General features: G+C 61.6%; 24 protein-coding genes. 8 read left to right on the top strand and 16 right to left on the bottom strand.

The window, feature by feature from the left end; all coding sequences use genetic code 11:
• Positions 1-62: 62 nt before the first annotated feature.
• The 5 genes from DT068_RS10755 to DT068_RS10735 form a co-directional block, all read right to left on the bottom strand.
• Entirely contained in the window at positions 63-1,169 is a 1,107-nt protein-coding gene (locus tag DT068_RS10755) for a polyamine ABC transporter substrate-binding protein (RefSeq protein WP_368904635.1), read from the bottom strand.
• Positions 1,170-1,230: 61 nt separating this feature from the next.
• A complete protein-coding gene (locus DT068_RS10750) occupies positions 1,231-2,412 on the bottom strand; it encodes an acyl-CoA dehydrogenase family protein (RefSeq protein ID WP_119389844.1) in 1,182 nt (393 codons plus the stop codon).
• On the bottom strand, positions 2,409-3,047 hold the full coding sequence (locus tag DT068_RS10745; RefSeq protein ID WP_119389843.1) for a TetR family transcriptional regulator C-terminal domain-containing protein: 639 nt from the start codon (positions 3,045-3,047) through the stop codon (positions 2,409-2,411). The genes DT068_RS10750 and DT068_RS10745 overlap by 4 nt, the downstream gene beginning before the upstream one ends.
• 2 nt (positions 3,048-3,049) lie before the next feature.
• Positions 3,050-3,838: a methyltransferase domain-containing protein gene (locus DT068_RS10740; RefSeq protein ID WP_119389842.1), complete on the bottom strand. Its 789-nt coding sequence runs from the start codon at positions 3,836-3,838 to the stop codon at positions 3,050-3,052.
• Positions 3,839-3,932: 94 nt separating this feature from the next.
• Positions 3,933-4,736: a response regulator gene (locus DT068_RS10735; protein ID WP_119389841.1), complete on the bottom strand. Its 804-nt coding sequence runs from the start codon at positions 4,734-4,736 to the stop codon at positions 3,933-3,935.
• A gap of 190 nt (positions 4,737-4,926) precedes the next feature.
• Here DT068_RS10735 and DT068_RS10730 point away from each other — a divergent pair, with 190 nt between their 5' ends.
• Both DT068_RS10730 and DT068_RS10725 read left to right on the top strand, forming a co-directional pair.
• Positions 4,927-5,121 (top strand): NepR family anti-sigma factor, encoded by a 195-nt coding sequence (locus DT068_RS10730; protein ID WP_119389840.1) that lies wholly within the window; start codon positions 4,927-4,929, stop codon positions 5,119-5,121.
• Positions 5,118-5,684 (top strand): sigma-70 family RNA polymerase sigma factor, encoded by a 567-nt coding sequence (locus DT068_RS10725; protein ID WP_119389839.1) that lies wholly within the window; start codon positions 5,118-5,120, stop codon positions 5,682-5,684. The genes DT068_RS10730 and DT068_RS10725 overlap by 4 nt, the downstream gene beginning before the upstream one ends.
• A 56-nt stretch (positions 5,685-5,740) precedes the next feature.
• On the opposite strand, the gene DT068_RS10720 is transcribed toward DT068_RS10725, so the two are convergent.
• Positions 5,741-6,001, bottom strand: coding sequence for a hypothetical protein (locus DT068_RS10720; RefSeq protein WP_119389838.1), 261 nt, complete (start codon positions 5,999-6,001; stop codon positions 5,741-5,743).
• 221 nt (positions 6,002-6,222) lie between these two features.
• On the opposite strand from DT068_RS10720, the gene DT068_RS10715 reads away from it, so the two are divergent.
• Complete coding sequence (locus tag DT068_RS10715) at positions 6,223-7,608, top strand: sensor histidine kinase (RefSeq protein ID WP_119389837.1); 1,386 nt, start codon at positions 6,223-6,225, stop codon at positions 7,606-7,608.
• A 51-nt stretch (positions 7,609-7,659) separates the two neighbouring features.
• Here the strand turns inward: DT068_RS10715 and DT068_RS10710 are convergent, their stop codons facing one another.
• From DT068_RS10710 to DT068_RS10675, 8 genes are all read right to left on the bottom strand, one after another.
• Positions 7,660-7,866, bottom strand: coding sequence for a CsbD family protein (locus tag DT068_RS10710; protein ID WP_119389836.1), 207 nt, complete (start codon positions 7,864-7,866; stop codon positions 7,660-7,662).
• Positions 7,867-8,013: 147 nt separating this feature from the next.
• Positions 8,014-9,024 (bottom strand): sensor histidine kinase, encoded by a 1,011-nt coding sequence (locus DT068_RS10705; RefSeq protein WP_162914134.1) that lies wholly within the window; start codon positions 9,022-9,024, stop codon positions 8,014-8,016.
• A gap of 126 nt (positions 9,025-9,150) precedes the next feature.
• On the bottom strand, positions 9,151-9,756 hold the full coding sequence (locus DT068_RS10700) for a PRC-barrel domain-containing protein (protein WP_119389834.1): 606 nt from the start codon (positions 9,754-9,756) through the stop codon (positions 9,151-9,153).
• A gap of 54 nt (positions 9,757-9,810) precedes the next feature.
• The gene (locus DT068_RS10695; protein ID WP_119389833.1) at positions 9,811-10,320 is read right to left on the bottom strand and encodes a low affinity iron permease family protein; all 510 of its coding nucleotides are present in this window, start codon (positions 10,318-10,320) and stop codon (positions 9,811-9,813) included.
• Between the two features lie 3 nt (positions 10,321-10,323).
• Complete coding sequence (locus DT068_RS10690) at positions 10,324-10,677, bottom strand: PRC-barrel domain-containing protein (protein WP_119389832.1); 354 nt, start codon at positions 10,675-10,677, stop codon at positions 10,324-10,326.
• Between the two features lie 61 nt (positions 10,678-10,738).
• Entirely contained in the window at positions 10,739-10,930 is a 192-nt protein-coding gene (locus DT068_RS10685; protein WP_119389831.1) for a hypothetical protein, read from the bottom strand.
• A 133-nt stretch (positions 10,931-11,063) separates the two neighbouring features.
• On the bottom strand, positions 11,064-11,936 hold the full coding sequence (locus DT068_RS10680; protein WP_119389830.1) for a DMT family transporter: 873 nt from the start codon (positions 11,934-11,936) through the stop codon (positions 11,064-11,066).
• A 15-nt stretch (positions 11,937-11,951) separates the two neighbouring features.
• The gene (locus DT068_RS10675) at positions 11,952-12,860 is read right to left on the bottom strand and encodes an SDR family oxidoreductase (RefSeq protein WP_119389829.1); all 909 of its coding nucleotides are present in this window, start codon (positions 12,858-12,860) and stop codon (positions 11,952-11,954) included.
• A gap of 66 nt (positions 12,861-12,926) precedes the next feature.
• On the opposite strand from DT068_RS10675, the gene DT068_RS10670 reads away from it, so the two are divergent.
• Positions 12,927-13,487, top strand: a complete 561-nt coding sequence (locus DT068_RS10670) for a TetR family transcriptional regulator (RefSeq protein WP_119389828.1) — start codon at positions 12,927-12,929, stop codon at positions 13,485-13,487.
• Here the strand turns inward: DT068_RS10670 and ligD are convergent.
• Positions 13,484-16,003 carry a DNA ligase D gene (gene ligD / locus DT068_RS10665; protein WP_119389827.1) on the bottom strand — a complete coding sequence of 840 codons (2,520 nt, stop codon included), beginning with the start codon at positions 16,001-16,003 and terminating at the stop codon, positions 13,484-13,486. The genes DT068_RS10670 and ligD overlap by 4 nt on opposite strands.
• A 66-nt stretch (positions 16,004-16,069) precedes the next feature.
• On the bottom strand, positions 16,070-16,936 hold the full coding sequence (ku, locus tag DT068_RS10660; protein ID WP_119389826.1) for a non-homologous end joining protein Ku: 867 nt from the start codon (positions 16,934-16,936) through the stop codon (positions 16,070-16,072).
• A 215-nt stretch (positions 16,937-17,151) separates the two neighbouring features.
• Between ku and DT068_RS10655 the strand changes: the two genes are divergently transcribed.
• The 4 genes from DT068_RS10655 (at position 17,152) to DT068_RS10640 (ending at position 20,328) form a co-directional block, all read left to right on the top strand.
• A complete protein-coding gene (locus DT068_RS10655) occupies positions 17,152-18,216 on the top strand; it encodes a hypothetical protein (protein ID WP_119389825.1) in 1,065 nt (354 codons plus the stop codon).
• A gap of 63 nt (positions 18,217-18,279) precedes the next feature.
• Positions 18,280-18,495, top strand: coding sequence for an aldehyde dehydrogenase family protein (locus DT068_RS10650; RefSeq protein ID WP_119389824.1), 216 nt, complete (start codon positions 18,280-18,282; stop codon positions 18,493-18,495).
• 69 nt (positions 18,496-18,564) lie between these two features.
• Positions 18,565-19,137, top strand: a complete 573-nt coding sequence (gfa, locus tag DT068_RS10645; protein ID WP_119389823.1) for an S-(hydroxymethyl)glutathione synthase — start codon at positions 18,565-18,567, stop codon at positions 19,135-19,137.
• Between the two features lie 81 nt (positions 19,138-19,218).
• The gene (locus DT068_RS10640; protein ID WP_119389822.1) at positions 19,219-20,328 is read left to right on the top strand and encodes an S-(hydroxymethyl)glutathione dehydrogenase/class III alcohol dehydrogenase; all 1,110 of its coding nucleotides are present in this window, start codon (positions 19,219-19,221) and stop codon (positions 20,326-20,328) included.
• Positions 20,329-20,360: the final 32 nt, after the last annotated feature.

The following is a 20,360-nucleotide window of genomic DNA, read 5'->3' as shown; positions in this document are numbered from 1 at the left end:
TCCCCTGTCGCTTCAACGTGAAAACCCGGCATCTTGCGATGCCGGGTTTCGTTGCTGGAGAATTATGAGCCCGCCTTTATCTTGTTCCAGGCGCGGGTGCGCAGGCGTTCACCCTGCTGCGACAGCATCTTGGGCACGAACAGCGTCTTCTTGATGTCATCGCTCGGATAGACGGCCGGATCTTCGAGGACGCCCTTGTCGATGAATTGCTTCGCCGCCAGATTGGCATTGGCGTAGTTGGTGAAGTTCGTGCATTTGGCGATCACTTCCGGATCCATCATATAGTTCACGAACTTGTAGGCGGCTTCCTTGTTGGGGGCATCCGCCGGAATGACCCAGACGTCGAACCAGGCGGGCGAGCCTGAGGCCGGCACATTATACTCGAATTTGACGTCGATCTTGGCTTCCTCGGCGCGCGCGGCGGCCGTCGCATAGTCGCCCGACCATGTTCCCGATACGCACAGCTCCTTGTTGGGCAAGGCGTTGAGGTAGTTCGCCGAGTCGAAGGTCTTGATATATTGCCTTATCGGCTTGAAGGCCTCGACCACCGCATCATAGTCCTCCTGCTTCTCGGAGTCAGGATCGCGGCCCAGATATTTGAGCACCATCGGCATGATGTCGCCCGGGCTTTCCAGCATGTTGATGCCGCAATCGGCAAGCTTGGAGATGTTTTCAGGCTTGAAGATCGTGTCGAGGGACTTCAGATCGGCATTGGGCAGCCGCTCCTTCACCATGTCGAGATTGTAGGTCGTGCCCACCGTGCCCCACATATAGGGAACCGCATATTCATTCCCTGGATCGCGATCGGCGAGGACCTTCATGATCTCGGGATCCATATGCGCGACATTGGGCAGCTTCGATTTGTCGAGCTTCTCGAAGGCGCCACCGGGAATGAAGCGCGGCAGGTTGACCGAGGCCATATCGATGACGTCATAGCCGGTCGATCCCGCCATCACCTTGGCTTCCACCGTCTCGGCTGAATCATAGGTGTCATAGACGACTTCGATACCGGTCGCTTTCTTGAAATCCTCGAGCGTCGTCTCGCCGATATAGTCCACCCAGTTGTAGACGTGGACTTTGCCTTCTTCGGCTTTGGCCCTGCTGATGAAGGGCATGGCGAGCGTCGAGCTGCCGATCAGCTGGATCGCGGACCGTCTTGTGATCTTCATAATGTTACTCCCTAGATGTTACCCGACTCTTCCGGCCGGTTCATTGAATGATCATTCAATACTAGTTCGGTCCAATCGTACCCTCAAGCCCCCGCTTGAGGAGGGACCGTGCGATAATCAGACGCTGGATTTCGCTGGTTCCTTCCCAGATCCGGTCCACCCGGACTTCCCTAAGGAAACGTTCCGCCACATTCTCACGCATATAGCCGCGCCCGCCGAATATCTGGACGGCCCGGTCCGCCACCCGGAAGGCGGCCTCCGAGGCGAACAGCTTGGCGATCGAGCAGCGGGCATGGAGTGACTTGAGATCGCAGCCCCGGTCATGCTCGGCGGCAGCTTCATAAGTAAGGAGGCGGGCGGCATGCAGATCGAGCACGCTGTCGGCGAGCATGGCCTGGATCATCTGGTAGTCGGCAATGGGCTGGCCCGACACCACGCGCATTTTGGCGAATTCACTCGCCTCCTCGATGAGCCGCGCCATCGCCCCGCAGCAGCGCGCCGCGATCATGAGGCGTTCGCGCCGGAACCAGGAATGGGTGAAGCCCATGCCGTCGCCTTCGGCGCCGATCCGGTCGTGCAGCGGGACCTCGACATTGTCGAAGCGCAGGACCGGATGATGGTGATTGTAGTTGTGCGTGTAGGCGGGCGAGCGCGCGATACTGACGCCCGGCGCATCGGCACGGCAGACGAACAGGCAATGCTCGCCTTCATGCTCACCGCCGCCGAGCTTGGCCTGCACGATCATATGGCTCGCCAGATTGTGGCTGGTCACATGCCATTTCTCGCCGCTGATGAAATAGCTGTCGCCTTTTCGCCGCGCCTCGGTCGCGATGGCGCCGGGATCCGAGCCCGCATTCTCCTCGGTGATGGCATAGCACAGATGGATCTCGCCGCGCGTCACCGGCATGACGATGCGCGCCACCTGTTCCTCGTTGAAGGCCTCGAACATCCACCCCTGCGCCTCGCCATAGCACCAGCCAAGCGCATTGGTGACGCGGCCGAACTGCTCGACGATCGCCGTCTGGGTGAGGATCGGGAGTGCCAGCCCGCCCCGTTCCTTCGGCACGTCCATGCGCGTCACACCCATGGCGATACAGGTTTTTTCATGCGCCTTGCGGGCAGCTTCCGGAATACGGCCCTCATGCATCTCCGCCTCCAGCTCGAAGGGCTGGAGCTCGCTGTCGACGAACTGCCGGACCTTGTCGCGCCACTGGGCCGCCTCTGGCGGCAGGCTGAAGGTCATGATTTACCGGCGGGAGGATAATGCTTGGGGAAGAAGGCATGCAGGCAGGCAGCGATGGTCTGCTTCGCATCCTCGAGCGAATAGGGCTTGGCCATGGTCATCAGATCGAGCCACAAGCCTTCCAGCAGCGCATCGAGTGCGCGCGCGATGAGGTCGGGCACCAGTGGATAGCGCCCCTTCCTGATGATGGCCCGGCACAGCTCGAGTACGATCGCCGAATATTCCTCGTCATTGGAGCCGCAATGCTCGAGATATGTCGGCCGGCTCTGTGCTTCCGCCCAGAAGGCGCACCAGGCCGCGAGCTTGCGGGGTGAGCAGATATCGGGATTGAAATCCGAGAACAGCAGCGCGCCGAGCTGATCGGCCGGGTTGCTGCCGGCTCCGTTCAGGGCCTTGTGCCAGTTGGCGCGATATTCATCGGCAAGATATTTCAGCGTCTCGACCAGGAGCTTCTCCTTGGTCTCGAAATGGAAGTTGACGATGCCTGAGGAAAGCCCCGCCGCCTTGGCGACATCGAACATGGTGGTGCCGGAATAGCCCTTGCGCGCCATCACATCGATGGTGGCTTCGATCAGCTGCTGGCGGCGGACTTCTTTCGATGCCTTGCGGCCAATGGTTTGTTCGATCGCAGCCATCGTTAGAGCCTCTGTCCTCTGAGATGGGTCGGACAATGCTCTCCTGTGTCGAGCACGACAAGCATCTTGCGCCAGATGTCGATATTGTGGTCGACGAATTCCTTGCCGAGGCGCCGAACCGCCGGGCCATAGAGCGGCCCCTCCATCCGGGCGAGCTCCTGGCGGGCGGTCTCCCGGTACCAGCCATTGCGGTTGACGATGCCGATATTGCGGAAGCCCGCTTCCTCGAGCGCGGCGCGATAGCGCTTGGGCGAGGCCATGCCGAAATCGAGGCCTTCCGCTGCAATATAGGTCTTCATCTCGGGCGAGGGATCGCCGTCATGGCCGATCAGCCAGTCGGAGGCGACGAACCAGCCACCAGGCTTGAGGATGCGGAAGGCATCGCGCATCAGCGAATGCTTGTCGGGAATATGGACCACCGCATCCTTGCTGAACACGATGTCGAAGCTCTCAGGCGGGAAGGGGAGAGGTCCCGGCCATACTTTGACGAAGCCGCATCTGTCTGAGAGTCCTTTGGCCTCGGCGCGCTGCCGCGCGGTGGTGAGCACCGTATCCTCGACATCGATACCGGTGACATAACGGGCACCATGGGTTTCGCACAGCAGGAAGTCGACGCCACCGACGCCGCAGCCGATATCGAGCACGGTCTTGCCGGCGAAGGAGATGCCTTTGATCGCGGTGGCGACTTCTTCCGGGCCGCCCGGCGACAGCCAGCCTTCGCCCCAGACGAACTCGAGCATGCCGATCAGCTCCCCTGAATAGAGCTCTCCGCTGGCGCCGTGATCGGCCATCTGCACCTTGGCTTGACCCGAGATTTCGTCCAGGTGTCAGGCTAAGATCATTCTGGCTGAATAGTCAATCAACGATCGCCGGCGGGCTGGCGGATCAGGCGCTCTTGCGGGTCACCGTGTGGGCGGCCGATTCGAAGAACAGCGCCTGGCTGATGACCGCCTTCACCGTTTCCGGCTGGAAGGGCTTGGTGATGAGGAAGGTCGGCTCCGGCCGTTCACCGGTCAGGAGGCGTTCCGGATAGGCGGTGATGAAGATCACCGGCAACTCGATATTCTGCAGGATCTCGTTCACCGCATTGATGCCGGAGCTGCCGTCGGCAAGCTGGATATCGGCGAGGACAAGGCCGATGCCGCCGCGGCGCGCCAGGCTCACCGCTTCGTTGTGGGTGCGCGCAATGCCCGCCACATCATGGCCGAGCGAGCGCACGATATGCTCGACATCCATGGCGATGATCGGCTCGTCCTCGATGATGAGCACGGTGGTGGCGATCTGCTCGGCGATCTCGCGGCCGGCCTGCGCCATCAGCGTATCGAGCTCTTTCTCGCTCACTTCGAGGACGGCGGCAGCTTCCTGGTTGCTGAAATCCTCGATCGAGAGAAGCAGGAAGGCCTGGCGCGCCGGTGGCGTGATGATGTCGAGCTTGCTGTCGATAGAGTGGTCGAAGCTGACCCCTTCCGATTTCTGCCGGTTGACCCGCAGCGACCGCCAGATCTTGGTTAAGACCTTGTAGAGGGCAACCTTGGGCTTTAATTCCGTGTCGAAGGATGATGGATCGGCCAGCAGCGACTCGATTGCTGCTGCCACATAAGCATCACCGGATTTCTGGCTGCCGGTAAGCGCGCGCGCATATCGCCTAAGATACGGAATATATGGGGAAATTCTTTGTGCAATGGTCATGCGGACCCCTGTGTCTCTTGCCACGCTTTTCAGCACAACTATCGTTTTACAACGTTTGCCCGCCTGAGCGGTTCCTGCCCCTGTAAAAATATTTCCGCCCTTAGGAAACCCTGTCAGGGGATGGGAGTTGTCGGCGTGTGGTGACGACTACAATCGGAAGGGGTGCTGCTGAGGCAGGCCGGATTCACAGATGTCGAAAGATGAAGCCGACGCGGCAGGGAACGGCCGCTTGAGAACTACAGGAACAAAGCCCGTGCTTGATCGCCAGGTTCAGGTCCATATCGGCCGCAAGCTGAAGGCCGTCTATGACGAGGTCGCGGCCGAGCCGTTGCCCAAGGAAATACTCGATCTATTGGCAAAACTCGAAGGTCGTTCCACGGAATGAAGCTCAACCCGCAAATCACCGAGGAAATGCTGAAGTCGATACGCTCGTTGCGCGCTTTTGCGGTGTCATTGTGCGGGCGCACCGATGTCGCCGACGATCTGGTGCAGGAGGCCATCGTCAAAGCGTGGTCCAATCTCGACAAGTTCGAGGAAGGCACCAATCTCCAGGCCTGGCTGTTCACGATCCTGCGCAATCACTACTATTCGGAGATCCGCAAGCGGCGGCGCGAGATCGAGGATGTCGAGGGCCGCTATTCGGCGACGCTTGCCACCCACCCTGAGCAATATGGTCATCTCGATATGGCGGACTTCAAGGCCGCCATGCAGAAGCTTCCCGACGATCAGAGGGAAGCGCTCATCCTGGTCGGCGCCTCGGGCTTTTCCTACGAGGATGCGGCGAAGATCTGCGGCGTGGCGATCGGCACCATCAAGAGCCGGGTCAACCGGGCGCGCACCCATCTCGCCAAAAGGCTCAATATCGAGAGCACTGCCGATATCGGTCCTGATCACACATCGGAGGCGACATTTTCGGCGCTACGCCAGAGCGGCGGCAGGAAGGACTGATTTCCGAGGAGGCCAAATGAAGAAAAAACCCGCCGGCCGGCGGGTTTTTTGGGGAGTTATCGGGGCGGGAGCGCCGCATCCCCGCCGAGCGCGCGCAACGCCTTCTGGATTTCGGGCAGCTGATTGGGTTCGCGCCCTCTTTCGTCGGTCATGTTCTCGTCCGCCGATTCGAGCAGCCGCCTGGCGTCGAGCTCCCAGTTCTGCAGGATCTTGATCTTCTCTTCGCGGGACAGATCTTTGGCTTCGGCCACGGCCGCAGGGCTGGGGAACATGCGTGACGGATCTGCGATCGCTTCGCTGACGACAGATTTTGTCATTGCTCTACCCTTTCCAAATATTGTTTAATATCAACGCGGGGATCCAGGCCGGGTTCCCCAGGGCAAATCCCGCCCAAAGCTGGAGCATCGCCGTGAAACGGGATGCTCGCGGAGAGCTTGCGAAGTCGCCCGCGGACGTGTCTGCAGAATTTGCCGGGAGCTCGGCAAGACGGGAGGACGTACGACAAGTGGCTTCCCTTGGCAGCGGAATCAAAACGCTCATGACCGGCGGCAGCTTCTGGCGCATGCGCGAGGAGTTGAGCAGCTCCGCCTTGCTTGTCGGCTTCGGCCTGCTGCTCCTCGTGGCGGCGCTTTCGACCTATCTCTCCTGGGACACGTCCTATCGAAGCTCGCTCGCGCGCCAAGCCAATGAGATCAGGATAGCGAGCCTCGAGCTTCTGAATGCCGTGCAGAGCGAGGAGCTTGCCGCCAAGGATTTCCTGGTCACCGGCGATGATGCGGCCCTTGCCGCCCATGGCCGCGCCGAAGAGAGCCTGCGCGGCAAGCTGGCCAATCTCACGCAGCTCGCCAGCAAGGTTGGACGTCACGCCGATATGATGAAGGCCATCGCCGCGCAGATTGCGGTGCGCGCATCCCGCTTCACGGAGGCAGTGGAGGCGCGGCGCGTGGATGGTCTCGACGTCGTCTTCAATCAGCAATTCCGCGATGTCAGCGAAGCCTCGCTCGACGAGGTCGGCGGGCTTTTGCGCCAGGTCGCCAATATCGAGATGGCCAGCCTGGTCGAAAGCCGCAGCGATAGCGAGATCGGCCGCCGGTGGCTGGCGGTCGGATCGACCACCTCCTTCCTGCTCTCGGCCTTCCTGTGCGTGGGGGCGCTTCTGCTGCTGCGCCGGCGGGTGAACCTGCTCAAGGCCAGCGAGCGCGTCCTATCGGCATTCAACGCACAGCTCGAAATGAGCGTTCACCAGCGCACCGCCGAGCTCGAGACGGCGAAGGCGGATATTCAGCGCGAGAAGGATCGCGCCGAAGCGCTTCTGGCCGATCTCAATCATCGGGTCGGCAACAGCCTGCAGATCGTATCGTCGCTTCTCGGCATGCATGGGGCGAGAATCCAGAGCCAGGAGGCGCGCGAGGTGATCGAATCGGTGCGCGGCTCCGTCCACGCCATCGCCTCGGCGCAGCGGCGTGTGCGCCTCTCCGGCAGCAACGACCTTGTCGAGGTGAACCATTTCCTCGACAATCTGATTCATGATCTACGCTCGGCCCTCGGCGACAACGACAAGGTGACGATCACCCTCAAGGCGCAGGAGATGGTGGCGCCGAGCCATGACGCGGTGAGCGTGGGGGTCATCATTACCGAGGCGATCAACAATGCCGTGAAATATGCGGGCAGGGGCGACGGCCCCGTCAGCATCCGCGTGACGCTGGAGGCGGACAGGAACAAGAAGCCTTTGCGCGTGATCGTCGAAGATGACGGCGCAGGCTTCGATGAAGCGGGGTCGCAGGCAGGTCTTGGAAGTCAGATCACCGAGGCGCTCTCGGTGAGTTTGCGCGCCAAGCTCAGCCGAACCCATGTCCTGCCCGATGGCCCGCGGCGTGGAACACGGATTGAACTCGACTTCAGCCAGGATGCCGCAGCGGCATAAGTTCGCCGTCCCGGCAGGCTCCGGGACGGCGTGACCATCGCGGGTATCGGGTCAGAAGACCTTCTTGTCCTTCTCCCACAGGGTAACCTGCTTCTCGGCCTCGTCGTGCGCGATGCCATAGTTGTTCTGGATCCTGCCGATCAGCTCCTCGCGATTGCCGGCGATGATGTCGAGATCGTCATTGGTGAGCTTGCCCCACTGCTGCTGCACCTGGCCTTTGAAGACCTTCCAATTGCCTTCGACGCGATCCCAGTTCATGGGTTCCTCCTTGTGCTGATGATGTGGCGGACGCGAGCGCTCGCTCCTGCCTCACTAACGGTGGGATCGCGCGATGGTTCCTGCGACAGCGAGGAGACCACACCGTTCAGGCAGGCGAAGATCATGAGCGCCGGCGATTGGCGAATGTCAGATCAGCTCGGTCTGTGGCATGGTGAGGGTGTAGCTGATGCCGGTCGGCGTGAAGGCAAGCTTGGCTTTGCCCTGCACCGAGAGGGGCACGACCTCTTCCAGGAGCACCCGGCCGAAGTGTCGTGCGTTGGGCGGCGCCACTTCGGGGCCTCCCGTCTCGATCCAGCGGATCTGGAATTGCGGCTTCGCCCCGGATTTTTCGGCAAGCGACCAGGTGATCTCGACCTGGCCGGTCTCGCCCGAAAGGGCGCCGAATTTGAGCGCATTGGCGGTCAGCTCATAGAGGGCCAGCGCCACATGCTGTGCCGCCGAGGGGCGCAGCGACGCGTGATCGCCCTTGTAGTTCACCCGTTCCGCCGCTTTGCCGGCAAAGAGCAGGACCTGGGTGCGGATGAGCTCGCCCATCGCGGCACCTCGCCAGTTCTCGTCGGTGAGGATGTCATGCGCCCGCGACAGCGACATCAGCCGTCCCGAGAAGCGCTGGTTGAACTCATCGATCGTGGAGGAGGTTTGTCCGGTGCGATTGGCGATGCCCTGGATGACGGCCAGCAGGTTCTTCGAGCGATGCGCCAGCTCGAGCAGCAGGACGCGCATGTGATATTCGGTCTGCTTGCGTTCGCCGATGTCGATCGCGGCGCACAGCAGGCCTCTTTCCGTCCTGTCCTTGCCGGAAGGCGCGATGCGCAATTCGAACCAGCGCGGCTTGCCGTCGACCAGCATCTGGAACTCGACTGTTTGCGGCTCGCCGCTTTCCAGCGCCCTGCGCTTTGCCGGCACGATAATGTTTACGGTTTCGGCGGAAAAGATATCCTCGTCCGCATGGCCGATGAACTGTGCCAGCTGGTAGCCGGCCGGCAGGTTGTTGACCCACACATATCTGAGATCGCTGTCCTGCTGGAAGAGCATCGCGCCCGACAAGTTTACGGCGGCGGATATGTCGTCGAGCCTCGTGCCCGCTGTTGCGCCACGCTGCTTCCCTCGCTTGTTTCCGTTTGCCGCCTGTCGCACGATGCACGCTTGCAGTCTGTTACGGGAAAGCACGGCACGTTACTCTATAAGAACGAATTTGTCTCTTGCTCCGGCGGGCAAGAGGTCCGGATGGATGCACCATCCGGACCCAGGCTCAACAAGAGGCTACTGTTGTGTCGCAGACCCACCGCCGGGCGTGGTCGGCTGCGATGTCGTCGTGTCCGGCGCCGGCGTCTTGACGAGGAACAGCGTTCTGTCGAAGGCCGGCGCCCGTTCAAGCTCCTCACGCGAAGCCTGGACAGTCAGCTTGATGGCGTTGGTCTCATCGCGGGTGACCGTGATCTTGCCGATCGGGAGGGCGACGTCCTTCTCGCCCATGCCCAGGAATCCGCCGACGCCGATGATCGCAGCCTGGATCATGCCTTTGTCGTCGAAGATGAGATCATTGATGTCGCCGACATTCTCGTTGGCAGCAGTGAACACCGAGCTTCCGATGTAACTTGTGGCGAGCACCGCCTTCGTGGCGTCGACCGTCACCGCCATGGTAGACTCGGTCGAGGGCGTGGGCTGTTGCGCCGTGTCCTGGTCCTTCGGCTGTTCCGACGATTGGCCGGTCTGCGAGGGATCCGGCGTCACCGGTGCCTGGGTGGCGGGGTCCTGCTTCTGCTGCATTTCCTGCGCCGGCTGCTGGTCGGGGGTTGTCTGGGCGAAAGCAACGCCGCTCGCCATCAGAGCCGCGAGCGAGATTGCTGGGATGGCGAATCTCTTCATGAGGGAACTCCTTGCATAATCGATGCCGTCGCCAAGGTAACGTTTCTTCACCGGTCAGGTTCCTCTGAGGGCCAGCGCCATATGACGTTTGCCCGCCTTGCTGGACTTTGTCGGAACCCGCCGCTTCTTGCGCCGGATCGTTTCCTCTTCGGCTTCCATGCCGGCGATCATCGATTTGAGATCGAACCCTTTCTGGCGGGCGTGTTCGGCGAGCTTGCTATAGTGTTCGCGGAACTCGTCCAGACTTCCCTGCGGCAGGTTTTCGAGGTCCAATAGCGCATTCTGCGCTCCCATCGTGGTGCGGATGAGCTCGTCGATCTTGATCTGCAGGGCTTCGGTATCGCGGTTCTGCGAATTCTGGATGATGAAGACCATGAGGAAGGTGATGATGGTCGTCGCCGTGTTGACCGTGAGTTGCCACATATCGGAGAAGCCGAGAATCGGCCCGGCCGCCGCCCACGCCAGGATGACGAGGAAGGCGCCCGCGAATGTGACCGGGCTTCCCGCCTGGCGCGCCACCCAGCTGGTCAGCTGGGCAAATCTGGCTTCGACCGCGCTGCCCATGGCCTACCAGTAATAGGGCGCGCCATAGTGATCATGCAGCCGGGTTTCCCAGTTGCGGTCCTGCCAGGCATCGTCGGTGAATTCCGGCGCATCGCGCAGCTGCTTCTCGTTGACCGCCGTGCGGTAGCCTTCGATATCGGTGTCATAGGAGAGCGCCGACCAGGGCAGGGGATAGTGATTGTGGCCGAGGCCCATGAAGCCGCCGAAGCTCATGACGGCATAGGTCACATGGCCGCTCTTCTTGTTGATCATCAGATGGTCGATCTTGCCCACCTTGTCGCCCTTGCGGTCGAAGACATCGGTTCCCTCGACCTGCTCGGAAGAAATCAGATCATGATTGGGATGTACGCGTTCCATCTCAGCCTCCTGGAGTGCGGATGAGAAGAGGGCGCCGGTGATGGCGCCCAGTCTCGCATCGCTAACGGCTCTGGTCCGGCATGTGCCGTACCGGGTCCGGATTGCCCTGCTGGCGCTCCTTGTTGGGATCGAAACCACCCTGCTGCTTTTCGCGATCGGGATTCTCCGCCTGCTGCTGCTTCTGCCGCTGCTGATCCTCGTTCGGCTTCTGACCTTGCACGTGCTTCGGATCCTGCTGATTGCGATTGGTCATTGATCGCCTCCATTTTGGGTAAGGGGAAGAGCTTTCCCGTGCCGTGTTGCGGGCACGGAGCTCATCTGGCTAACGCCTGCTTTGTCCTTTGGTTCCAGGAGGATCAGGCCGGATTCGCCGATGTGTAGGAAGATTATCTCGTCCGATGTCTGAACAGAACCAGACCCGCCGTAATGATGAAGCCGGCGCCGACGATGGTGAATATATCGGGAATTTCGTCGAAGGCGAAATAGCCGATGAGCGTCGCGCCGAGGAGTTCCAGATAGACGAGCGGCGCCAGGAGCGAGGCTTCGGCATGGCGGAAGGCCGCGATCGACAGCAGATGGCTGAAGACGGAGCAGAAGCCGAGGCCCAGGAAGAAGACGAGATCGCCCGACTGCGGCACCGTCCAGGTGGCGATGGCTTGCGGGGTCAGGAGCAGGGTGCCGATCACGCACTGGAAAGCCAGCGTCTTGATGGGATCGCTCTGCTGCGCGGCCGCGCGCGTGGCGATGAGGTAGCAGGCAAAGGCAAGGCCGGCGGCAAAGGCCAGCAGCAGCCCGGGATTGATGTCGGGCCCCGGCCGCAGGATGACGATAGCGCCCATGAAGCCCAGTGCGAGGCTGATGCCTTTGGTCCATGTCATCCGCTCCTTGAGGACGAAGATGGAGAGCAGCACGGCGGCGATCGGGCCGATGAAGAAGACGCTGATCGCCGTCGCCAGCGGAATGCGCGCCAGCGCCAGGAAATAGAGCGTCATCGAGAGGACGAGGAAGAGGGTGCGCAGCAGATGCGGACCGCGTCTTTCCCCCGGGAAGATATGCGTGCCGTTGCGCCAGACCGCGACCGGCAGGACGATCAGCGCCGCCACCGCATAGCGCGCCCAGCCGAGGAACAGCGGCGAATAGCCGGAGCTCAGATATTTGGCGAGCCCGTCGACCGAGGGAATGAAGAGCATCGCCACGATCATCAGGATGATGCCGGTCGTTTGCGGTGATCGGGTGGAGGGTGGGGAGGCGAGGTTCATGTGTCGGCTGTTGCGTTAGCGATAGCCCGTCGCATCGGCGGGTTTCCCGGCTTCCTGGACTTCCGGCACATAGCGCCAGGCATCGGGTTGCGAGCCGTCGAGATCGGTGAAGCCATAGACCTTGGCGACCCCGCCGCTTGACAGCGATTGTCCGTTGAAGCGCGCTTTGTCAGGATCGGCGGCAAGCGCTGCCACCGCGCGGCCGACGAAGCGCGGTGTCTCCGAGATCACGAAATGCGGCACGTTCTTCGTCGCGTCCTGCCAGTTCTCCTCCCTGACGCCGAAAGCCTCGAGCATCATTTCCGATCTGAGCCAGCCGGGCGTGATCGAAACCGCCACGGCGCCATGAGGTTCCAGGTCCTTGGCATGCGCCCACGCCATGCGGTTCACGGCCACTTTGGCGAGATCATAGAAAGGTGAGAGGCGGTAGTGATCGGCGTTGTACTCGGCCGTCCCGTCGGTCACCTCGACCAGGAGGCCGCCTTTGTGCTCGATCATGAGCGGCAAAGCATGATGCGCGGTGATCAGATGCGTGTCGATGCCGAGGCGGAGCAGCCTGAGGCCATTGTCGAGATTATGCTCCCACACCGCCTTGTTCCATTCGAACAGCTTTTCGCCGCCCCATATGTCATTGATCAGGATATCGAGGCGGCCCTGCTCGTCGCGGATGCGCTCGATGAGCCGCGCCACATCGGTGGCGATGAGATGATCCACCTGGACGGCGATGCCTTTGCCGCCGAGGCGCGTCACGATGTCGGCCGTCTCCTCGATCGTCTCCGGCCGCTGATATTCCGATTGCTGCTGGCGGGTCGTGCGGCCGGTGACATAGACAGTGGCGCCGGCGGCGCCGAGTTCGGCTGCGATGCCGCGGCCGGCTCCGCGCGAGGCGCCGGCCACGAGGGCTATTTTTCCGTGCAAGCTCATCGAACGCTCCAGACAAACAGAGGGTCTTGTTTATAAATGATCGTTCGTTTATAAATGAAAGTCAAGATGCCCAGGCCGAAAACCCAGACCGATGAGGAAGTGCTGAAAGCGGCGCACCGGCTCATCCATGCCGAGGGACCGCAGGCGCTGAGCTTCGCGAGGCTTGCGCGATATTGCGGGCTGGCGCCGGCCACCCTGGTCCAGCGCTTCAAGAGCAAGCCCGGCCTGATGCAGGCGACCTTGCTTTTTGCCTGGGACAAGCTCGATGCCCGGACCGCCGAGCTTGCCGCTGCGCTGCCGCGAACGCCCGAGGGGGCCATCCACTTGCTGGTTGGCCTTTCCGGTTCCTATGGCGGCATCGAGGCCTATGCCGATGGGCTGCTCATCCTGCGCGAGGATTTGCGCGATCCGGCATTGCGGGCGCGCGGAACCGCCTGGCGGCGGGCACTGGCGAAGGCGCTCAATGAGTGCTTCGCCGCCATCCCGGATATGCCCAAGGATGTCGGTCTCCTGATGGCGTCGCAATGGCAGGGCTCGCTCCTGTGGTGGGGCTTCGATCCCAAGGATGATGTCGAGCGCTTTGTGGAAACGGGGCTCAGGCGCTTCGTCGCCGCGATGACGCGTTAGCGTGGCAGCTTCTGCTTCACATCAAAAAAGCCCGCCCATGCGTCGCGCTTGCGGTGGCTGAGCCGCTGGCGAAGATTGTCGATGGTGAAGTGATTGGCCCTGATGCCGGTCTGAAGCTCGGGCCAGGTGAGCGGCACCGAGATCGCCGCCCCGTTGCGGGCGCGCGTCGAATAGGCTCCGACCGCGGTGGCGCCCCGTCCGTTGCGCAGATAGTCGACGAAGATCCGGCCCTTGCGCCGCGACTTGGTCATAAGGGCGAGATACTTGCCGGGACTGTCCGCCGCCATCGCTTCCGCCACTTTCTTCGTGAAGGCCTTCACCCTTTCCCATTTGGCCGAAGGTGTCAGTGGCGCCACCACATGCAGACCCTTGCCCCCGGTCGTCTTGACGAAGCTTTCGAGGCCGAGCTTCTTGAGCCTTTCCCTGACCTCGAAGGCGCCGGCAATCGTTTCTGCCCAGTCCACATCCTCGCCCGGATCGAGATCGAAGATGATCCGGTCCGGCTGCTCGAGCTTGCCGACGCGCGAGCCCCAGGGATGGATCTCGAGCGCATTGGCCTGCACCAGGGCCATGAGGCCGTCGAGATCGCGGATGGCGATCATCGGCTCGGTTTCGCCGACATCGATCGGGATCAGCGACTTGTCGGCTCCGTCCCATACATGCTTGGCATAGAAGCAGGATCTGCCGATGCCCGCCGGGCAGCGCACCAGGCTCAGCACCCGGCCAGTGATATGGGGCAGGATCCAGTCGGCGATGTCGCTGTAGAAATCCGCCAGGCCCTGCTTGGTGATGCCGTCCTCTGGCCAGAGTATGCGGTCGGGATGGGTAAGCTTGACCCGGCTCGTGGCCGGCTTTGCGGTCCGGCCCTGCGGTCCCTGAAGCACAATGTCCTTTGGCGCCTTGTCTTCGCGAATGCCCTTGAACGCGGCCTGGCGCAGAAGCCTGTCCGGACTCCAGCCGCGAAACTGGATGTCGGCGACGAAGCGCGGCTCCACCCAATGCACATTCAGCAATGATTCCCTGGTGATCGGGCGCTTGAAGTCGGGCTTGGCGATCTCGATCGCCGAAAGCCCGCTGCGCAACGCCAGCGCCGTTTCATCGGTGAAGCCGGTGCCGGCGCGCCCGGCATGCACCAGCTCGCCCTCTTCGTAGAAGCCGAGCACCAGCGCCCCGACCGCCTGGCGCGATGTCGAGGACGGCACATAGCCGATGATCACGAATTCCTGGCTGAGCACGCATTTCGACTTGATCCAGTTGCGCGACCGGCCGCTATAATAGGGCGCATCGGCGCGCTTCGAGATGAGACCTTCGAGCCCCATCTGGCAGGCATGCTTGAAGATGGTGCGGCTGTCGCCGTCATCCATATGCTGGCTGTAGCGCACCGGCGATCCGCCATCGAGCGCCGCGCACAGTTTTTCGAGGGCGGCCTTGCGCTCGCGCAAGCTCACGCCGGTCAGGTTGACTCCCTCGCAATAGAGAAGATCGAAGAGGAAATAGCCGAGGCGGTCGCGCCGCCCGTTCTTCAGGTCGGACTGCAGCGCGCTGAAGGTCGGGATGCCGTTGTCTTCCTGGGCGACGATCTCGCCATCGAGAAGCGCCGAGCTCACCGGCAATTGCGCCACCGCCTTGGCAATGGTGGGGAAGCGCTTCGTCCAGTCGAGGCCGGTGCGGGTGAGGAGCTTGACCTTGCCGCCGTCGAGCCGCGCCTGCATGCGATAGCCGTCCTGCTTGATCTCATGCAGCCAGCCTTTGCCGCCAGGCGGGGCGTCATCTTCTTCCGCCAGCGCCGGCTCTACGAAGACCGGCAGGATGCTCTTCTTCGCACCCTTGAGCTTCTCGTAGTCGGCCGCTCTCGAGCCGCTGGCGCGCCTGATCTTCTCGCGCGCTTTGTGGTCGGGTCGTATCTGCTTACGCTGTTCGAGGTCTTCATTGGTAACGCCTGAGATGACGGATGAAAGCTCGGTCGCCGCGGGCTCCAGATCGGTGGCGCCCAGCGAATATTCATCCTCGCCCTTGAACAGCAGCCACTGGTCCTGCTTCTCGCCCGGCCGGCGCTTCATGCGCACGAAATGCCAGTGGCCTTTCAGCCTTTCCCCATTGAGCGCGATGATAAGCTTGCCTTTCTTCAGGCCCTCATGCGGATCGACATCGGACATCCATGTGCCATGGTCCCACACGATCATCGTGCCGCCGCCATATTCGCCCTTGGGGATGGTGCCTTCCCAGGTGAGATAATCGAGCGGATGGTCCTCCGTCTGCACCGCCAGCCGCTTGACGCCCGGTACCATGCTGATGCCCTTGGTGACGGCCCAGCTCTTGAGCACGCCGTCGAGCTCCAGCCTCAGATCGAAATGCAGGCGCCGTGCGTCATGGCGCTGCACGGCGAAGCGGAAGGCCTTCTTGCGCGCGATCCTGGGGCGCGGCTCGGGGGTCCTGGTGAAATCGCGCTTCTTGCGATAGGCCTCGAGACGCCCGGGCGATCGCTTGGCGGCTTTCTTCCTGCTGGGTGACGGCATTCAGCGCCGGCCCGGTTGCGGCATATACGTCATGCCGGCGAGCATAAGGCTTTCGTACGGCACCAGCTAGCTGCGAGCGGTGGCCTTTTTCCTGGCAGGCGACTTTTCAGTGCTGGTCTTGCCTTTCGCGCTGCCGGTCTTCGCCGGTTGATCGACCTTGACGCTCTTGCGCAGCGCATCCATCAGGTCGACGACATTGGGACCGGTCGGGCGATCTTCCTTGGCCGCGACGATCTTGTTGCCCCTGGCCTTCTGCTTGATGAGGTCCTGGAGGGCGATCGTATAGTGGTTCTTGAACTTGTCCGGCGCGAAGGTCGACGCCTTGCGCCCGATCAATTCGCTTGCCAGCGACACCATCTCCTGGTCGAGCTTTTCATTCGGCAGGTCGCCGAAATACTGGCCCGCCGCCCTGATCTCATTGGCATAGCGCATGATATGCATGCCGAGACCGTTGGCGATCGGGCCGACGGCGACGAGATATTCGCGTCCCGACATGGTGACCTGGCCGACGCCGAGCTTGCCGCTTTTCTTCAGCGCATCGCGGATGACGAGATAGCCTTCGACCGCATGCTCATCGGTCGGCACGATGTAATAGGGCCGCTCGAAATAGCGCGGATCGATCTCGTCGGTCGCGACGAACTGGTGCAGGTCGAGGGTCTTCTTGCTTTCGAGCTTGATGGCGTCCAGCTCTTCCGGCTCGAGGATCACATAGGTGTCTTCGTCGACCTCATAGGCCTTGACGATGTCGGCGGCCTCCACCGGCCCTATGCCCTTGACGGTCTTGGTGTAGTTGATCCTTTGCCCGGTTGGCTTGTGGATCTGGTTGAATTTGATCTCCGCCGCCGTGTCGACGGCGTTGTAGACGGCGACACCGATGGAGACGAGGGAAAGCTTGAGGAAGCCCTTCCAATAGGCGCGGCCCGGCATTGCCATGATACTCACCACTGACCAACTGACTTCGATTTAAAGTGTAACCTGCGGGTTGGGGTTCCTCTACGGAAACAAATCGAAAACGCACTATGCGGTTAACCAAATCCACCTACCAGATATGGAAAATGGAACTTTGCCCTAACGTCCCGGTTGACGTTGAAATCGGAAAAGCAAGATGCGAGTCTGATGATTCAATCGGCTGTCGAAAGGTTGATGTGATGATCCTGCGCCGCTTCGCTCTTTGCTTCATCGCCCTTCTTTCCTTCTCGGCCGTGCATTCCATCCCGGTCAATGCCGACCTCCTCACCGATATCAAGAAGGGCGCCCGCAAGGCCGGCAATGCGATCGAGCGCGGCGTGAAGAAGACCGGCCGGGCAATCGAGCGGGGCGTTAAAAAGACCGGCCAGGCGATCGAATATGGCTATTGCGATACCTTCACCGACAAGAGCGATCGGCGCTGCCGGATCGAAAGCGGCATCGGCTACGACAAGAAGGGCACCTATACTTACGACCCGAAGAACCCGAAGAAGAAATATCGCGGCGACAAGACCGATCCGGTGCTGACCGAGCGCGACAAGGAGCTCAACAAGCTCGCCGAGTTCGTGAAGAACAAGGAAGTGACCGCGGCCGAGATCGAGGATCGCGACGTCCATCATTTCCGCCCGTTCCTGCAGCCCAATGCGAAACTGGGCCAGGGCTATCCCGAGAAAGAGAAGCTCGTGCCGCCGACCAAGTCGGGCGAGATGCGGCCCTGCTGTCTCGTGGGCGGCGGCGGCAGTTTCCTCAATGACCGGCGCGAGAAGACGAAATTGCGCTTCTATGGCGGCAATGACTATCTGACCAGGCCGGGCGATCCCGTCTATGCGACCATCGACGGCTGGGTCGAGCGGCGCAAGGATCCGCGCAAAGGATTGCAGGGCGTCGTGCTGCGCAGTGCCGATGGCTATCGCTCGGCCATTTATTTCGTCGAGCTTGTGCCGGAGATCGACCAGGCGCTCGCGGCCAAATCGCGCTTCGCGGTGAAGGCCGGCGAGACCCTGCTCGGCAAGGCGCAGGACCTGCATCCGACCTATCCGGCGGACGTGCCGAACCATGTCCTCGTCGTCATGTCGGATCCGAAGGGCAACCTGATCGACCCGTCGGGCAAGATCCTTGTCGACCGCGCACCCAAGACGGTGCCTGCGGCCGATGCGCCGAAGCCGGAGACCGCGGCGAAGCCCGAAGCCACAGCCAAGTCGCCGGACACCACGGCCAAGCCACCAGAAACCACGGCCAAACCCTGATCGCGAGATCAGATTTCGGTGACGAGCGGCGCCGGCCCAGGCTTTCGATGACGAGCGGCTCACATGACGGTCCGCAGGATCAAGGCCGGCACCAACTGCATCAACACCCATAATTACGGCGATCCGGCCTGGCCCTTCGGCGGCTGCAAGCAGTCGGGCTGGGGCCGCGAAATGAGCGAAGACGTGATGGAGCACTATACCGAGGCCAAGTGGGTAGCCGCACGGCCCGGACACGCTCTTGCTGCGCGCTTCGACGCGCAGTATCGTGAACGACAATAACAAGCGATGAGACGAGGGGCTTCGGCCCCTCGTCATCGTCGTGAGCCATCAACCAGGGAGGAACTCGCAATGCCAGTTGGTATCCATCCATCTGTCGATAAGGGCTTTAAGCCGGGGGACGACAACTTCAAAGGCGGCACGCTCACATGCAAATGCGCGAGCAATCCGGTGACCGTCAAGATCACTGGCCAGAGCGCGCATAATCATGCCTGCGGTTGCACCAAATGCTGGAAGCCTGAGGGTGCAGTGTTCTCGGTCGTGGCCGTCGTTCCGCGTGACAATCTCTCCGTCACCGCCAATGGCAACAAGCTCAAAGTGGTCGATGCCAATGCGACCATCCAGCGCCATGCCTGCACGGGCTGCGGCGTCCATATGTATGGTCGCGTCGAGAACACCAAGCATCCCTTCTATGGTCTCGACTTCATCCACACCGAATTGTCCAAGGAGCAGGGTTGGTCGGCGCCCCAATTCGCCGCCTTCGTCTCTTCAATCATCGAGTCGGGCTTCCCGCCCAGTGAAATGAATGCGGTCAGGTCGCGGCTCAGGGAGCTCAAGCTCGAGCCCTATGACTGTCTGTCGCCGTCGCTCATGGACTACATCGCGACACATATCGCCAAGGCATCGGGCGTGCTCAAGGCCTGACGGCTTTCTCATATCTTGGGGTGGACGGCACGGCGCATGCCGGGCTAGATCGATGAGACATGTGAAGAAGGATTCCCCGCCATGAAGACCCGCGCTGCCGTCGCTTTCGAGAAAGCCAAACCGCTGGAGATCGTCGAGGTCGATCTCGAGGGCCCGCGCGAAGGCGAGGTGCTGGTCGAGATCAAGGCGACCGGCATCTGCCACACCGACGAGTTCACGATCTCCGGCGCCGATCCGGAAGGGCTCTTCCCGGCGATCATGGGTCATGAGGGAGCGGGCATCGTCGTCGATGTCGGACCCGGCGTGAAATCATTGAAGAAGGGCGATCATGTCATCCCGCTCTACACGCCCGAATGCCGCGAATGCGACTATTGCCTCAATCCCAAGACCAATCTCTGCCAGAAGATCCGCGTGACTCAGGGCAAGGGGCTGATGCCGGACGGCACTAGCCGCTTCTCCTACAAGGGCAAGATGGTGCATCACTATATGGGTTGCTCCACCTTCTCGAACTATACGGTGCTGCCCGAGATCGCGCTGGCGAAAGTGCGCAGTGACGCGCCTTTCGACAAGATCTGCTATATCGGCTGCGGCGTCACCACCGGCATCGGGGCGGTGATCAACACCGCCAGGGTGGAAGAAGGCTCGAACTGCATCGTCTTCGGTCTCGGCGGCATCGGCCTCAATGTCATCCAGGGCCTCAGGCTCGCCGGCGCCGGCATGATCGTCGGGGTCGATCTCAATAATGACCGCAAGGCCTGGGGCGAGCGCTTCGGCATGACCCATTTCGTCAACCCGAATGACGTGAAGGGCGATCTTGTCGCCCATCTCGTCGAGTTGACCGGCGGCGGCGCCGACTACACCTTCGAATGCATCGGCAACGTGAAGGTGATGCGCATTGCGCTGGAGGCCTGCCACAAGGGCTGGGGTGAATCGGTCATCATCGGCGTGGCGGGCTCTGGCCAGGAGATCGCGACGAGGCCGTTCCAACTCGTTACCGGCCGCGTCTGGCGTGGCACCGCTTTCGGCGGCGCCCGCGGTCGCACCGATGTGCCGAAGATCGTCGACTGGTACATGAAGGGCAAGATCGAGATCGATCCGATGATCACCCACACCCTGCCGCTCGACAAGATCAACGACGCCTTCGACCTGATGCACCAGGGCAAGTCGATCAGGAGCGTCGTGATTTACTGACAATCGATGGAATAACCCGCAAGCTGGTCCGT

The sequence above is a fragment of the Taklimakanibacter lacteus genome (genome assembly GCA_003576695.1).
Taxonomy (GTDB): Bacteria; Pseudomonadota; Alphaproteobacteria; order Rhizobiales; family Aestuariivirgaceae; genus Taklimakanibacter; species Taklimakanibacter lacteus.
The sequence above is the reverse complement of the archived record's forward strand: the minus strand, read 5'-3'. Positions and strand labels throughout refer to the sequence as shown.